This is a genomic window from Stenotrophomonas sp. STEN046 (assembly GCF_056759755.1).
Window position 1 is genome coordinate 1 of sequence record NZ_JBRRDR010000011.1, and the last position, 13,809, is coordinate 13,809.

Annotated in this window: 14 protein-coding genes; 5 read left to right on the plus strand and 9 right to left on the minus strand. The window is 67.4% G+C overall.

Annotation, left to right across the window (positions count from 1 at the left end; genetic code table 11):
- Positions 1–116: 116 nt before the first annotated feature.
- The 7 genes from ACVOLJ_RS07540 to ACVOLJ_RS07570 all read right to left on the minus strand — a co-directional run bounded on the left by ACVOLJ_RS07540 (position 117) and on the right by ACVOLJ_RS07570 (position 6,085).
- Positions 117–1,139, minus strand: coding sequence for a magnesium and cobalt transport protein CorA (locus tag ACVOLJ_RS07540; RefSeq protein WP_475277996.1), 1,023 nt, complete (start codon positions 1,137–1,139; stop codon positions 117–119).
- A gap of 6 nt (positions 1,140–1,145) precedes the next feature.
- Positions 1,146–2,396: a lipoprotein N-acyltransferase Lnb domain-containing protein gene (locus ACVOLJ_RS07545; protein ID WP_481563831.1), complete on the minus strand. Its 1,251-nt coding sequence runs from the start codon at positions 2,394–2,396 to the stop codon at positions 1,146–1,148.
- The gene (locus tag ACVOLJ_RS07550; RefSeq protein ID WP_475277998.1) at positions 2,393–3,274 is read right to left on the minus strand and encodes an HlyC/CorC family transporter; all 882 of its coding nucleotides are present in this window, start codon (positions 3,272–3,274) and stop codon (positions 2,393–2,395) included. Before ACVOLJ_RS07550 ends, ACVOLJ_RS07545 begins: the two co-directional genes overlap by 4 nt.
- Positions 3,275–3,338: 64 nt before the next feature.
- On the minus strand, positions 3,339–3,893 hold the full coding sequence (locus ACVOLJ_RS07555) for a hypothetical protein (RefSeq protein ID WP_475277999.1): 555 nt from the start codon (positions 3,891–3,893) through the stop codon (positions 3,339–3,341).
- 78 nt (positions 3,894–3,971) lie between these two features.
- On the minus strand, positions 3,972–4,565 hold the full coding sequence (locus tag ACVOLJ_RS07560) for a hypothetical protein (protein WP_475278000.1): 594 nt from the start codon (positions 4,563–4,565) through the stop codon (positions 3,972–3,974).
- A gap of 51 nt (positions 4,566–4,616) precedes the next feature.
- Positions 4,617–5,102, minus strand: a complete 486-nt coding sequence (gene ybeY / locus ACVOLJ_RS07565) for an rRNA maturation RNase YbeY (RefSeq protein ID WP_475278001.1) — start codon at positions 5,100–5,102, stop codon at positions 4,617–4,619.
- The gene (locus tag ACVOLJ_RS07570; protein WP_475278002.1) at positions 5,099–6,085 is read right to left on the minus strand and encodes a PhoH family protein; all 987 of its coding nucleotides are present in this window, start codon (positions 6,083–6,085) and stop codon (positions 5,099–5,101) included. The genes ybeY and ACVOLJ_RS07570 overlap by 4 nt, the downstream gene beginning before the upstream one ends.
- A gap of 396 nt (positions 6,086–6,481) precedes the next feature.
- Between ACVOLJ_RS07570 and ACVOLJ_RS07575 the strand changes: the two genes are divergently transcribed.
- The 3 genes from ACVOLJ_RS07575 to ACVOLJ_RS07585 are packed head-to-tail and all read left to right on the plus strand — an operon-like array spanning position 6,482 to position 9,491.
- The gene (locus ACVOLJ_RS07575) at positions 6,482–7,438 is read left to right on the plus strand and encodes an HlyD family secretion protein (protein ID WP_475278003.1); all 957 of its coding nucleotides are present in this window, start codon (positions 6,482–6,484) and stop codon (positions 7,436–7,438) included.
- A 20-nt stretch (positions 7,439–7,458) separates the two neighbouring features.
- Positions 7,459–8,382 carry an ABC transporter ATP-binding protein gene (locus ACVOLJ_RS07580; protein WP_475278004.1) on the plus strand — a complete coding sequence of 308 codons (924 nt, stop codon included), beginning with the start codon at positions 7,459–7,461 and terminating at the stop codon, positions 8,380–8,382.
- Positions 8,379–9,491, plus strand: coding sequence for an ABC transporter permease (locus ACVOLJ_RS07585; RefSeq protein WP_481563832.1), 1,113 nt, complete (start codon positions 8,379–8,381; stop codon positions 9,489–9,491). The genes ACVOLJ_RS07580 and ACVOLJ_RS07585 overlap by 4 nt, the downstream gene beginning before the upstream one ends.
- Positions 9,492–9,574: 83 nt before the next feature.
- Here the strand turns inward: ACVOLJ_RS07585 and miaB are convergent, their stop codons facing one another.
- Together miaB and ACVOLJ_RS07595 are read right to left on the minus strand one after the other, a co-directional pair.
- Positions 9,575–10,996 (minus strand): tRNA (N6-isopentenyl adenosine(37)-C2)-methylthiotransferase MiaB, encoded by a 1,422-nt coding sequence (gene miaB / locus ACVOLJ_RS07590; RefSeq protein WP_481563833.1) that lies wholly within the window; start codon positions 10,994–10,996, stop codon positions 9,575–9,577.
- Between the two features lie 141 nt (positions 10,997–11,137).
- Complete coding sequence (locus ACVOLJ_RS07595; RefSeq protein WP_481563834.1) at positions 11,138–11,758, minus strand: glutathione S-transferase family protein; 621 nt, start codon at positions 11,756–11,758, stop codon at positions 11,138–11,140.
- 80 nt (positions 11,759–11,838) lie between these two features.
- Between ACVOLJ_RS07595 and ACVOLJ_RS07600 the strand changes: the two genes are divergently transcribed.
- Together ACVOLJ_RS07600 and ACVOLJ_RS07605 are read left to right on the plus strand one after the other, a co-directional pair.
- Positions 11,839–12,807, plus strand: coding sequence for a helix-turn-helix transcriptional regulator (locus tag ACVOLJ_RS07600; RefSeq protein WP_475278008.1), 969 nt, complete (start codon positions 11,839–11,841; stop codon positions 12,805–12,807).
- Between the two features lie 46 nt (positions 12,808–12,853).
- Positions 12,854–13,786: a lytic transglycosylase domain-containing protein gene (locus tag ACVOLJ_RS07605; RefSeq protein WP_475278009.1), complete on the plus strand. Its 933-nt coding sequence runs from the start codon at positions 12,854–12,856 to the stop codon at positions 13,784–13,786.
- Positions 13,787–13,809 lie beyond the last annotated feature (23 nt).

Below are 13,809 nucleotides of genomic sequence, written 5' to 3' on the forward strand. Positions count from 1 at the left end.
ATATTTTTTTTTTTTAATATAAACACTTTATGGGGGGCTTGCCGGTTTTTTTTTTTTGCGGCGGGGGGGCGGTTTTTGGGGGGGGGCGGGCCGGGGGCGGGCACTACCGGAAAAGGCTACAGCCACTTCGCGCGCTTGAACAACCGGTAAAGGCCCACGCACACCCCGCCTACACCAACAATCATCAGCGGGTACGACCACGGCTCACTCAACTCGGGCATGTGGCTGAAGTTCATGCCATACCAGCTGGTGATCAGGGTCGGCGCTGCCAGCAGCGCGGCCCACGCACCCAGCCGCTTCACCGTTTCACCCTGCGCCAGCGTCACCAGCGACAGGTTCACGCTCAGCGCGGTGCCCAGCATCTCGCGCAGGGTATCGATCACATCGCTGATGCGCGCTGCGTGGTCGTGCACATCGCGGACATACAGCTTCACTTCGTCCGGAATCAGTTCGCCCTGATAGCGGCGCAGTTGCGCCAGCACATCCTGCAGCGGCGCCACCGCCATCCGCATCTTGTTCAGTTCGCGCTTCAGCTCATACAGGCGCACCACCGTGCTGCGCTTGTAACTGTCGGCGAAGATGTCCTTCTCCAGCAGGTCCAGGGTGTCGCGGAAGCGGTGGGTGATCGGCAGGTAGTTGTCGACCACGAAATCGGTCACCGCATACAGGCAATACGACGGGCCCATCTTCAGCAGCTGCGGCTCGCGCTCGACGCGCGCGCGGACCGGTGCATACGACAGCGATGCGCCATGGCGCACGGTCACCAGGAAGCGTGGGCCGAGGAAGGCGTGGGTTTCACCGTACTGGATGCGTTCGTCGACCATCTGCGCGGTGGTCATCACCACGAACAGCGAGTTGCCGTAGGCCTCGGCCTTGGGGCGCTGGTGCGCATTGCGCGCGTCTTCGATGGCCAGATCATGCAGGCAGAATTCTTCCTGCAGCTTCAACAGCACGTCATCGTTCGGGTCGAACAGGCCGACCCAGACGAAACCGTTGCCACTGGCGATGACATCGCTGATGGCATCCAGGCTGATGTCGTGGCGTTTGCCATCGTCATCGTAGTGGACGCAGTTGATGACACAGGCGGGATTGGCCGAGGCGGGCACGGCGATGGAGGCGGGTGATGACATGCCCGCCATCGTGCGTCAGTGCTGCGTTTCCGACAAGTGAGGACGACGTCCCAGCACCCACGCCAATGCCGCGTGCACCGGCAGCAGCAGCACGATCCACTGCACGTTGTACTGCGCCTGCAGGCTCAGCCAGTGCAGTACCAGCGCGGCGGTGGCCTGTATCGCCAGCAGCCACAGCACGACCCTGAACATGCGTCCGGGAACGCGCCGGCGCAGCAGGGCGATGGCGCCCGGCAGCAGCAGCACGGCCAGCGGTGAGAGCAGCAGCAGGTTGCGGTTGGCCCAGGCGGCGTAGTGGGTGCTGAAGCCCCACAGGAACACCAGCAGGCCGCCGGCGATGGTGCACAGCAGCCACAGCGGCAGGGCAAGTCCGGCCAGCAGGCGCGGACGGCCGCGCAGCGCCAGCACGCCGGCGGCGATCACCAGGCCGCACAGCAGCCACGGCCACCAGCGGCGCGCGAATTCCTTCGGCTCCGGATCGATGCGGTGCGGCAGCAGTTCCTGTTCTGTCTGCACCAGAGGCCGGCCATCGCTGTTGCGCGCCTGGCGCAGCGCATCGGCCAGGCGCATCGGTACGAAGGCCTCCTGCCAGCGCGACAGCGGCTGGTCGGCGAACGGGCCCAGCCCGATGTCGAAGCCCAGCCACATCCACGGCGCGGGCGAGGCCAGGCGCACCGATTCGCTACGGTAGGTATTGCCGCGCGAGCGCCCGGACAACTGCGACTGCAGGCTGCCGCCCAGCGCCTTGTCCAGCGTGTCACGCACCATCGTCGCGCAGTTGGCGGTGTAGTAGTCGTAGTGGTAGCGGGCGTTCTCCGGCTTGGCGCGTTCTGCCAGGTCGGCGGTCAGCGAACGTGCCTGGTCCGCACGCAGGTCCAGCCACTGCACGCTGGCGCCGCGGCCGGTCTCGTCGTAGTAGGACAGATCCTGTTGCAGCGGCAGCGCCACCAGGTAATACATCATGTCGCCACGCACGAAGCGGCCGATGAAATCGTCTTCGGATGGATCGAAGTAGCCGAAGTTGTACGAGGTTGCCTCGCCGCTGACCGGATCGAGCACGACGATGGCGTCGTGGCCGAAGCGCTCGAAGAACACCGTGCCCGGCTGCATGGTGACCACGCCGATGCGCGGGGCAGCGTCCTGGATGCTGGCGGTAGACGCAGCGGGCGGGCTTGCCGCCGGCTGCGCGGACGCGGCCAGCGGCAGCAGCATGGCCAGCATGCACAGCGCCAGCCACAGGGTCAGGTTCAAGCCACGGTGTTTCAAGCGTCGTCCTGCACGTCAGGTGCCAGCACCGTTACATGGAAGGCCTGCACCCGGCGCGCATCGGCCCGGGCCACGCGGAACATGAAACGGTCCAGCGCCAGCTCATCGCCGATTTCCGGCAGATGGCCCACCGCTTCGGTCACCAGGCCACCGATGGTGTCGTAGTCCTCATCGGAGAAGGTGGCGCCGAAACGCTCGTTGAAATCGCCGATCGGGGTCAACGCATCGACCACGTACTGGCCATCGGCCTGGATCGCGATCTGCGCCGAGGGGTCTTCGGCCTCGTCGTGCTCGTCGTCGATGTCGCCGACGATCTGTTCCAGCACGTCCTCGATGGTGACCAGGCCGGCGACACCGCCGTACTCGTCCACCACGATCGCCATGTGGTTGCGCGACAGGCGGAATTCCTTCAGCAGCACGTTGAGCTTCTTCGCTTCCGGAATAAGCACGGCAGGGCGCAGCAGTTCGCGCACGTTGCCTGGCCCGTTGTCGGCAACCACGCCGCGCAGCAGGTCCTTGGCCAGCAGCACGCCAAGGATGTCGTCCTTGTTCTCGCCGTGCACCGGGAAGCGCGAATGGCCGGACTCGACCACCTGCTTCATCAGGTCCAGGAAGGGCGCCTCCACCGGCAGCGAGACCATCTGCGAACGCGAGATCATCACGTCGCCCACGGTCAGCTCGGCCACCGAAATGGCGCCTTCCATCATCTTCAGGGTATCGGCGGCGATCAGACCCTCTTCCTGCGCGGTGTGCAGGACAGCGACCAGCTCGTCGCGGGTGTGGGGTTCGCCGGAGAAAGCGGACGTCAGGCGTTCAAGCCAGCCGCGCTTCTTTTCACTGTGCTCCGCTGGGGAGCTACTACTGTCGTCTTCTGACATCTCTGGAAAAAAGGCACCCGGCAGGCCGGGCGATGGCGCCAGTCTAGCAGGATGTGGGGGCCTGTCAGTGACCGTCGCCAGCCGGGGCAGCGGCGGCCGGGTCCCCGTCCTCGGCCGGCAGGTCCAGGCTGTAGGTGCAGCCGGCCAGGGTCTTGCCGGGGTGGCTGGCCACGGTGGATACGCTGAGGATGATCGACTCGATCTGGGCCTCCCCGGTCCTGGGATCGGTCACATCGCGGCTGACCAGTTCGCGGCCGGCCATGAACTTGCCGTCCTGGTCGTAACCGGTTTCCAGGGCCAGCCGCTTGGCCAGCGGCCGCGGGTCGGCTTGGTCCAGCACGGCCATGATGCTGGCGCCGGCCACCGCCACCCGGTCGGTCTGCTGGCCGAACACGGTCATCGGGCTGGCCAGCCGGTACTCGCTCATGAACTGGTTGCCCTGCGGCAGCGGCTGCAGCCCATGGGCGACCGCTTTCAGCGGGTCAGCCAGCAGCGGTGCCAGCGCAGCGTGGTCGGCCACGCCCTGGCGGCACTCGATCAGTGCCGGCAGGTCAAGCGGCGCGGCAGAGGCAGCCGGTCCGGCAGCCAGCAGCACGGGCAGGAAACGCAGCAGTGGCATCGCAGGAGCATCCGATCGGCGGCGGGGAGGCTGTGCATGGTAGCGGCGCCCGTTGCGGCCTGCGACCCTTCGCCGTGATCAGCGCTGGGGTGAGGTCCACTCGAACCTGACCGGGAAACCGAGCCGTGCCTCCAGGTGTCCACCCACCGCGGCGGCTGTGGCGCGGTTGCGGGCCGTGTCGTCCAGCTGCACGTACAGCTCGCCGGTCTTCACGTCCAGGCCATAGCCTGTCGTGTCCGGCAGCTGGCCGAGCAGCCAGCCGCGCTGGGCGCGCATGCGCTGCTTCATCGTGGCTTCGGTGAGTGCCGCGCCGGTGCGGTAATGCACGTACTGCGGGCCATCTGCGCCGTTATGTACTTCATCTGCCACCGGTTCATCGCCGGTCAGCCGCACCACGGTGTGCCAGCCCGGATCGTTGTCCACCCAGGTGCCCGCCAGGCGCGCGGCGTGCCGGGCTTCCAGGCGCTCGATCAGCGCCCGTTGCTGGGCGGTGGCGACAGTGCTGCGGGCGTCCTGTTCGCTGCTGCCGAAAAAAGCGCGCAGCTCGGCGACCTTGGCGCTGATGTCGGCCTCGCTGTCGCTGACGGGAAACGGTGAGGGCCGATCAGGGTCGGGCATCAGGCCAGCCGCGGACTGCAGCAGCGCGGCAAGCAGAAGTGCGGAAGGGGCCATGCGGTGTTCCTGTTCCGTCAGTGCGGTGCCGGGACAGGGCCCGGCCCGCAGTCAGCGCTCGCCCGCGTACGGGTCGTCGATACCGAGCTCGGCCAGGATCTCGCGCTCCAGCTGTTCCATCGCCTCGGCTTCCTTGTCGTCCTCGTGGTCCCAGCCCAGCAGGTGCAGCACGCCATGCACGGTCAGGTGTGCGTAGTGGGCGTTGAGTACCTTGCCTTGTTCCTCCGCTTCCCGCGCGACCACCGGTGCGCAGATCACCAGGTCGCCCAGCAGCGGGAACTTGACGCCCTTGGGCAGGCCTTCGGGCACGTCGGCCGGGAAGCTGAGCACGTTGGTGGCGTAATCCTTGCCGCGGTAGTGCCGGTTCAGCGATTGCCCTTCCTTGCTGTCGACCACGCGGATGGCCAGGTCGGCCTCGCGGATCCGGCCCTTCAGCGCGGCGGCGACCCACTTGCGGAAGCTCACCGCCGAGGGCAGTCCTGCGCGGGGCATGGCGTAACTGACAGCGACGTCCAGTCGCACGGGACCACGGGTCATGGAGTTGCTCCAGGTTGGATCTGATGCAGGTCGCGGCGGTCGTAGGCGCTGACGATGCGCGCCACCAGCGGATGGCGCACCACGTCGCGGGCTTCGAAGAAGGTGAAACTGATGCCCTCGACATCGCGCAGTACATCGATCGCATCGCGCAGGCCGGACTTTACATGCTTGGGCAGGTCGGTCTGGGTCAGGTCGCCGGTGACCACGGCGGTGGAGCCGAAGCCCAGACGGGTCAGGAACATCTTCATCTGCTCGATGGTGGTGTTCTGTGCCTCGTCCAGGATCACGAACGCGTCGTTGAGCGTGCGCCCGCGCATGTAGGCCAGCGGTGCGATCTCGATGACGTTCTTCTCCAGCAGCTTGACCACTTTTTCCACGCCCAGCATTTCATACAGGGCGTCGTACAGCGGCCGCAGGTACGGGTCGACCTTCTGGCTGAGGTCGCCGGGCAGGAAGCCAAGCTTCTCACCGGCTTCGACCGCCGGGCGCACCAGGATCAGGCGCTGCACGCGCGATTCGTTCAACGCTTCCACTGCACTGGCCACGGCCAGGAACGTCTTGCCGGTGCCGGCTGGGCCGATGCCGAAGTTGATGTCATGGCTGACGATCTGATGCAGGTAGCGGCCCTGGTTGGCGCCCCGGCCACGCACGGTCCCGCGCTTGACCTTGATCGCCACATCCTGCGCTTCGTACGAGCGCTCGGCGATCTGTTCAATGTTGGCCGCGTTCAGGCGCAGATGGATGGCGTGGCTGTCGAAGGTGGTTTCGCCGGCTTCTTCGTACAGCGCCTCGATCAGCTTCTGTGCCTCGGCGCTGGCCTCCTGCGGACCGCTGATGCGGAACACGAAGCCGCGGTTGGCGATTTCCACGCCAAGCTTCAGTTCGATCTGGCGCAGGTGGCCATCGAAGGGGCCGCTCAGGTTGGCCAGTCGCGGGTTGTCTTCCGGCGAAAGGGTGAAGTCTCGATGCTCGATGCTTTTCATTGCTTGGGGTGGGGCGGGTTCGCCGTCCACCGCGATGGACTCGGGATGACAAGGGTACGCGCGTGCCGGGCAGCCGGCCAGCACGGGCATCGGAACGGTGTGGCACCACACGGTTCTCCACACCGGGTGTGGACCGTCGTTGCAGAAAGCTGTGGATAGACCTTCGCAGCGCTTGTGCCACAAGGAAGATGATGCCGTGGTGAAAATATGGCCAGGCACCACCGGGTTTTCCACATGCGATGTGGACGGTGGTGCAGCGAACCTGTGGATAGGTGGCGCAGAGCCTTGTGGTGAGAGGCTCGCTGCGGCGTGGTGAAAAAACCGTCAGGGCTGATCGGGATCATTGCGGGTGCACAGGACGCATGGCACGGTGACGCCGTCGCAGGAGGGGATGGCATGGGCGTCGGCAACCGGATGCGTGGAATTGGACTGGCAGGCATGGGCCTGCTGGCAGGATGCGTGCAGGCACCGCCTGCGGCGCTGGGGACGCTGGAATGGGACCGGATCACGGTGCCGGCACCGGCGGCCGAAGTGATTGCCACGGTGAACGTGCGCGAGGGCGATCAGGTCAAGGCCGGGGCCATGCTGATGCAGCTCGACCCGGCACGTGGCGATGCGCAGTTCGCTGCCGCCCAGGCCGACACCGTCCGCGCGCAGGCACAGCTTGAAGAGCTGAAGATCGGCCCGCGCCAGGAACAGATCGCGCAGGCGCAGGCACAGCTGGCCGCGCTGCGCGCGCAGGCTGCCGAGGCCAGTGCCTACTACCGCCGGGTGCAGCCGTTGGCACGCCAGCGCCTGATCGCCGCCGCCGAACTGGACCGCGCCCGCGCTGCCGCCGGCAATGCCGAGGCCAGCGTGCGGGCCGCCGAGCAGGCATGGCTGGAACAGGTGCACGGCAGCCGTGCACAGGACATCACCCAGGGCCAGGCCGCCGCCGATGCTGCGCAGGCGCAGCAGGTGGTGCAGGGCGTCAACCTGCAGAAGCTGCAGCTGCGCGCGCCACGCGATGGCGTGGTCGATGCCTTGCCGTACCGGCAAGGGGACCAGGCACCGATCGGTGCACCGCTGGCGGTGATGCTGGTCGGCGAACGCCCGCATGCACGTGTCTACCTACCGCAGCCACTGCGCCTGCAGGTAGCGGTCGGCCAGGCCGCACAGGTGCGGCTGGAAGGGAGCAGCACCGTGATGAAGGGGCATGTGCGCTCGATCCGCAGCGAGCCCTCGTTCACCCCGTACTACGCTTTGACCGGCGATGACGTGGCACGCCTGAGCTATCTGGCCGAGATCGAAGTGGACGACGCCGTCGACATGCACACGTTCCCGGCCGGGTTGCCGGTGCGGGTGACTTTCTGAACACCGGTGCCGACATCGCCGTGCACGCGCAGGGCCTGACGCGCCGCTTCGGCGAGCTGCTGGCGGTGGACAACGTCGACCTGACCGTGCCGCGTGGCCAGGTGTATGGCTTCCTCGGCCCGAACGGGTCCGGCAAGTCGACCACCATCCGCATGCTGTGTGGCCTGCTGGAGCCCAGCGCGGGCAGTATCGAAGTGCTGGGCCTGGCGGTGCCGGCGCAGGCCGAGGCATTGCGCCGGCGTATCGGCTACATGACCCAGCGCTTTTCGTTGTACGAAGACCTGTCGGTGCGCGAGAACCTGGAATTCCTCGCCGCCATTCAGGACCTGCCGCGTGCGCAGGCGCGGCAGCGGGTCGATGCGTTGCTGCAGCAGTACCGGCTGCAGGACCGGCAGCCGCAACTGGCCGGCACGCTCAGCGGTGGACAGAAGCAGCGCCTGGCACTGGCCGGCGCCGTCGTGCATTCGCCCGAACTGCTGTTCCTGGACGAACCGACCAGCGCGGTCGACCCCGAGTCGCGTCGCGATTTCTGGGAGGCGCTGTTCGAATTGGCCGACGCCGGCACCACCGTGCTGGTCTCAACCCACTACATGGATGAAGCCGAGCGTTGCCACCGGCTGGCGATCCTCGATCGCGGCGCCCTGGTGGCCGACGGCACCCCGGCCGAACTGTGCGCGCAGCTGGACGGTCGCACGCTGCAGGTCAACGCCGCGCAGCCGCGCCAGGCCAGCCGCGCACTGGCAGCGTTGCCGGGCGTACTGAGCGTTGCCCAGATCGGTACCCAGCTGCGCGTGCTGTGCAGCGAGGGAGCCGTCGACATGCCCGCACTGCAACGTGCGCTGGCCAGTGCCGACCCGCAGGCCCGCATCGACACGGTGGCGCCGAACCTTGAAGACGTATTCGTGGCCGCCACCCGTGGCCGGGGCCGGGAGCCGGCCGCATGAAGCTGCGCCGGCTGTGGGCAATCATGCTGAAGGAGCTGCGGCAGCTGCGTCGCGACCGCATCACCCTGGCAATGATCGTTGGCATTCCGGTGATGCAGCTGCTGCTGTTCGGCTATGCGATCAACCTCAATCTTCGCCACCTGCAGGGCGGCATCGCCGACCAGGCCAACAGTGCCGCGTCGCGCGCGCTGGTGCAGGACATGGTCGCCACTGGCGTGATCACGCCGCGCAGCGAAGCCTACACGCCAGACCAGCTGATGCAGGCGCTGCGCCGTGGCGAGATCAGCCTCGGTATCGTGGTGCCGTCCGACTTCGAGCGCCGCCGCTTCGATGGACGCGAAGCGGTGCAGGTGCTGGTCGACGGCAGCGACACGGTAGTGCAGAGCGCAGCGATCCAGCTGGCGCAGGTGCCGCTGGATACACGTGCCACGCTCAATACGCGGCCGCTGCGCGAAGGCAGCATCGCCAGCGGTCAGGTCAGCGTGATCAGTTTCTACAACCCGCAGCGGCGCTCTGCCGTAAACATCGTGCCGGGCCTGATCGGCGTGATCCTGACCATGACCCTGGTGATGTTCACCGCGGTGGCGGTGGTGCGCGAACGCGAGCGCGGCAACATGGAACTGCTGATCGCCACGCCGGTGTCACGCAGCGAGCTGATGGTCGGCAAGGTGCTGCCGTATGCCGCCATCGGCCTGCTGCAGACCACGCTGGTGCTGGTGCTGGGCACATGGTTGTTCCAGGTGCCGATCCGCGGCAGCCTGCAGGACGTCTATCTGGCTGCGGTGCTGCTGGTGCTGGCCAACCTGGCGCTGGGCCTGTTGATTTCCACACGCGCGCGCTCGCAGTTCCAGGCCATGCAGATGACCTTGTTCCTGTTCCTGCCGTCGATCCTGCTGTCGGGCTTCATGTTTCCATTCGCCGGCATGCCGCGGCCGGTGCAGTGGCTGGCCGAGGTGCTGCCGCTGACCCACTTCCTGCGCCTGGTGCGCGGCATCATGCTGCGTGGCGCCTCGCTGTGGGAGCTGTGGCCGGATGCGCTGGCCCTGCTGGCCTTCATCGTGGTGATGATGACCCTGGCCATCCTGCGTTTCCGCAAGCGCCTGGATTGAGGCCTGCCGACAGGTGGGTGCCGATCGGTGGGTGCCGCCCGGTGGGTGCCGGCCGGTGGGTGCCGACCGTTGGTCGGCACACCTTATTCCGCCGCCACCACGCGTGCGCGCAGCGAGTTGGTCAGCGCTTCGGTGATCACCACGTCCACGAACTGGCCGATCAGCCGCGCCGGCGCCGGGAAGTTCACCGAACGCATGTTCTCGGTCTTGCCGGTCATCTCGTTGGGGTTCTTGCGCGAGGGGCCTTCCACCAGCACGGTCTGCACGCTGCCGACCATCTTTTCGGAAATGCTGGCGGCATGTGCGTTGATGCGTTCCTGCAGGCGCGACAGGCGCGCGTGCTTCTCCGCATCGCTGATCGTGTCTTCCAGGTCGGCGGCAGGCGTGCCCGGGCGACGCGAATAGATGAAGGAGAAGCTGTGGTCGAAGCCGATATCCTCGATCAGTTTCATGGTCTTCTCGAAATCGGCGTCGGTCTCGCCGGGGAAGCCGACGATGAAGTCCGAGCTGATCGAGATGTCCGGGCGCACGGCACGCAGCTTGCGGATCTTCGACTTGAATTCCAGCGCGGTGTAGCCGCGCTTCATCGCCGACAGCACGCGGTCGCTGCCGGCCTGTACCGGCAGGTGCAGGAAGTTGGCCAGCTGCGGCACGTCGCGGAACGCATCGATCAGCGAATCGCTGAACTCCAGCGGATGCGAGGTGGTGAAGCGGATGCGGCCGACGCCATCGATCTCGGCGATGGTGCGGATCAGCAGGCCCAGGTCGGCGAACTCGCCGTCGCCATAAGGGCCGCGATAGGCATTGACGTTCTGCCCGAGCAGGTTGATCTCGCGGACGCCCTGCGCCGCCAGCTGCGCCACTTCCACCACCACATCCTCGAACGGGCGGCTGACTTCGGTGCCGCGCGTGTAAGGCACCACGCAGAACGAGCAGTACTTGGAACAGCCTTCCATGATCGAGACGAACGCCGACGCGCCTTCTGCGCGCGGCTCCGGCATGCGGTCGAACTTTTCGATTTCCGGGAAACTGATGTCCACCTGCGGGCGCTGCTGTTCGCGGCGGGCGCGGATCAGCTCCGGCAGGCGATGCAGGGTCTGCGGGCCGAACACCAGGTCCACGAACGGCGCACGCTTGATGATCGCCTCGCCCTCCTGCGAAGCCACGCAGCCGCCCACACCGATGATGACCTCGCGCCCCTGGTTCTTCAGGCTCTTCCAGGTGCCGAGCTGACTGAACACCTTCTCCTGCGCCTTTTCGCGGATCGAGCAGGTGTTGACCAGGATGACATCGGCGTCTTCCGGGCGATCGGTCAATTCCAGGCCATCGCTGGCGGCGAGCACGTCGGCCATCTTGGCCGAGTCGTACTCGTTCATCTGGCAACCGTGGGTCTTGATGTACAGCTTGCCCTTCACCTGGTCGGGTTTGCGCGGACCAGAGGGCAGGGCGACGAGCGGGGTGCCGCCCTGTGCGGCGGGCGGAAAGACGTCTGGCGTCCCGGACATGGCGCTTAATCCATTCGGGTGGCGGGAAAGCCGGCAATTCTACCCGCATCCCGGAATGCCCGCCCGGCGCAACGCCAACGGCCCCGCGCTACCTGCATCCCACCCCGTCCGGTAGCGCCGGGCCGTGTCCGGCGGGTGCCCTTACGCCGCCACCAGCTCCGCATCGATCTGCCGCGAACGGTCGAAGGCGGTCATCGCGCTCATCCGTGCGATGTAGTCAGCCGTTGCCGGCGCAGGCTGCACCAGGCCAAATGCGGTGGTCCAGGCCAGCGCATTGCCCCACAGCACGTCGGCGGCGCTCATCACCTCGCCCAGCAGATAGGGGCCTTCAGCGAGCTGTGCCTCGATCACCTGCAGCACGGTATCGGCGTCGTTGTAGGGCGACATCGCGTGCGGTGGCGGCTCACGGCGCATCGCACGGTCGATCATCGCCGGCTCGAAGCAGGCGCCATAGAAGGCCATCCAGCGCAGGTAGGGACCGCGCAGTGCATCGCCGATCGGCGGGGCCAGCCCGGCTTCGGGGTACAGGTCGGCCAGGTACAGGTAGATCGCCACCTGTTCGGTTACCAGCGCGCCGTTGTGCACGATCGCCGGCACCTTGCCCATCGGGTTGATGGCCAGGTAGGCCGGGGCAAGGTTGGCGCCGGCCTTCAGGTCCAGCACCTGCATGCGGTAGTCCGCACCCAGCGCCTCGAGCAGGGCCACCGCGCCGCTCGAGCGCGAACGGGCGGCGTGGTACAGGGTGATCTGGCGGGATGTCATGGCGGTGCTCCGTGCGGGTAGTGATGAAGTGGCGCTCATCCTGAGGCACTATTGCGGACGACTTCTGTCCTCGATTGCACATGCGCCATACCGCCCACCGCCTGCTTCGCCTGATCTCCCTGCTGCAGGCCCGGCGTCACTGGTCCGGTGCCGAACTGGCCGAGCGCATGGGCGTGGACCGGCGCAGCATCCGCCGCGATGTCGAGCGTCTGCGCGAACTGGGCTACCCGGTGCAGGCGTCGTCGGGGGTGGGCGGCGGCTACCGGTTGGGCGCAGGCGCGCCGGTGTTGCCGATGCTGCTGGACGAGGAAGAGGCGACCACCCTGGCGATCGCGCTGCGTGCTGCCTCGGCCACCGTGTCCGGCATCGATGACACCGCCCGTGGATTGCTGTCCAAGCTGGACCCGCTGGTGCCGGCCCGCCGCCGCCAGCAGGCCGGCGAGGTCCATGCCGCCACGGCCACGCTGTCCAACATGCCCTCCACCGATGCCCGCCTGCTCGGTCGCCTGGCCCAGTACTGCCGGCAGGCGGCGCGGCTGGCCTTCGAGTACCGCAGCGCGCAGGACGTGCTGACCCAGCGAGACGTCGAGGCCCAGCACCTGGTCAACTACGGCAGCCGCTGGTATCTGCTGGCCTGGGACCGGGTGCGGCAGGACTGGCGCACCCTTCGGGTTGACCGCATGGGGGTGGTCGAGCCGCAGCCGGGGCCGGGGCTGCACCGGCGTACCCCGGCGCCACCGGACGTGATGGTGCGGCAAGCGGTCAGCCAGGCCCCGTTCGCCCTGCAGGCCGTGCTGCGCCTGGCCGGGTCGCAGGCCGAGCTGGCCGGCCGGATACCGCCCTGGTGCGGCGTGCTGGAGGCTGATGGCGCCGACCATTGCCTGCTGCGGATGGGCGCGGAGAGCCGCGGCATGATGCTTGCGCAGATCCTCAGCCTGGACCGCCTGCCGGTGGCGCTGTGGACCACGCCAGTGGAGCTGCGTGAAGAGCTGGCGCACCGGTTGAGCGGGCTGGGCCAGCTGCTGGCTGTGCCGGCGGTCACGGACTGAGCGGCGCAGCTTGGCAAGCTGTGGCGAAGCTGGGACACTCGCGGCCATGAAGGGGAGACTGGGGACAACGGCGATCATCATCGCTGCGCTGACCGCTGCGCCGGCCAGCGCCGGCACGCTGTACAAGTGCGTCGGCGGCGACGGGGTCACCAGCTATGTCAGCAAGCGCGTGGCCGGCGCCCAGTGCAGCACCATCAGCTACACCCGCAGCGCCGGCAAGGCTGTGCGAGCGCCGGTTGCAGTGCCAGCGCCTGTGGCGGCCACGCCTCCGGCCGTCGTCGCCAGTATCGAGCGCAATCCGGTAGCCGTTGCAGCCAGCACCGCCAACGCGGCGGTGGCGCCTGCGCCAGCGCCGATGCCTGCCGCAGCCCCCGCACCCGCCAGTCCGCGCGCGGGGCGGATGGTCAGCGGCCAGGTCTATTCCTACATGCAGGACGGGGTGCGCCACTACACCAGTGCCCGCCCGACCCAGGTCGCCAACCTCGGCCCGGTGCGCACCATCCGCTACAGCTTCATGGAGCGCTGCTACGCCTGCGGGGTGAACCCCCGCGTCGATTTCGGCAGCGTGCGCCTGAATACCACCTCATTCCAGAGCGAGATCACCTCCGCCGCGCGCGAGTTCGGCGTGGACGAGGCGATCGTGCGCGCCATCATCCACGCCGAGTCGGCCTACAACCCGACCGCGCTCAGCCGCGCCGGCGCGCAGGGCCTGATGCAGTTGATGCCGCCGACCGCGGCACGCTTCGGAGTCAGCGATTCCTACGATGCCGGGCAGAACATCCGCGGTGGCGTGCAGTACCTGGCGTGGTTGTTGAAGCGCTTCAAGGGTGACCTGACCCTGGCAGCAGCTGGATACAACGCCGGCGAAGGCGCGGTTGATCGCCACGGCGGCGTGCCGCCTTATAGTGAGACCCAGTATTACGTGCGCCGGGTCGGCCAGTTGGCCGAGCGTTACCGCACGGCCCTGAGCCATCAGTAGGTGCCGCTAACTGGTGGGTGCCG

Excerpts from the sequence above, each read along its gene's own strand:
- ACVOLJ_RS07560 (WP_475278000.1), bottom strand. The coding sequence starts at position 4,565 with ATGGCCCCTTCCGCACTTCTGCTTGCCGCGCTGCTGCAGTCCGCGGCT.
- ACVOLJ_RS07600 (WP_475278008.1), top strand. The coding sequence starts at position 11,839 with ATGCGCCATACCGCCCACCGCCTGCTTCGCCTGATCTCCCTGCTGCAG.
- ACVOLJ_RS07555 (WP_475277999.1), bottom strand. The coding sequence starts at position 3,893 with ATGCCACTGCTGCGTTTCCTGCCCGTGCTGCTGGCTGCCGGACCGGCT.
- ACVOLJ_RS07540 (WP_475277996.1), bottom strand. The coding sequence starts at position 1,139 with ATGGCGGGCATGTCATCACCCGCCTCCATCGCCGTGCCCGCCTCGGCC.
- miaB (WP_481563833.1), bottom strand. The coding sequence starts at position 10,996 with ATGTCCGGGACGCCAGACGTCTTTCCGCCCGCCGCACAGGGCGGCACC.
- ACVOLJ_RS07570 (WP_475278002.1), bottom strand. The coding sequence starts at position 6,085 with ATGAAAAGCATCGAGCATCGAGACTTCACCCTTTCGCCGGAAGACAAC.
- ybeY (WP_475278001.1), bottom strand. The coding sequence starts at position 5,102 with ATGACCCGTGGTCCCGTGCGACTGGACGTCGCTGTCAGTTACGCCATG.
- ACVOLJ_RS07550 (WP_475277998.1), bottom strand. The coding sequence starts at position 3,274 with ATGTCAGAAGACGACAGTAGTAGCTCCCCAGCGGAGCACAGTGAAAAG.
- ACVOLJ_RS07575 (WP_475278003.1), top strand. The coding sequence starts at position 6,482 with ATGGGCGTCGGCAACCGGATGCGTGGAATTGGACTGGCAGGCATGGGC.
- ACVOLJ_RS07595 (WP_481563834.1), bottom strand. The coding sequence starts at position 11,758 with ATGACATCCCGCCAGATCACCCTGTACCACGCCGCCCGTTCGCGCTCG.
- ACVOLJ_RS07605 (WP_475278009.1), top strand. The coding sequence starts at position 12,854 with ATGAAGGGGAGACTGGGGACAACGGCGATCATCATCGCTGCGCTGACC.
- ACVOLJ_RS07585 (WP_481563832.1), top strand. The coding sequence starts at position 8,379 with ATGAAGCTGCGCCGGCTGTGGGCAATCATGCTGAAGGAGCTGCGGCAG.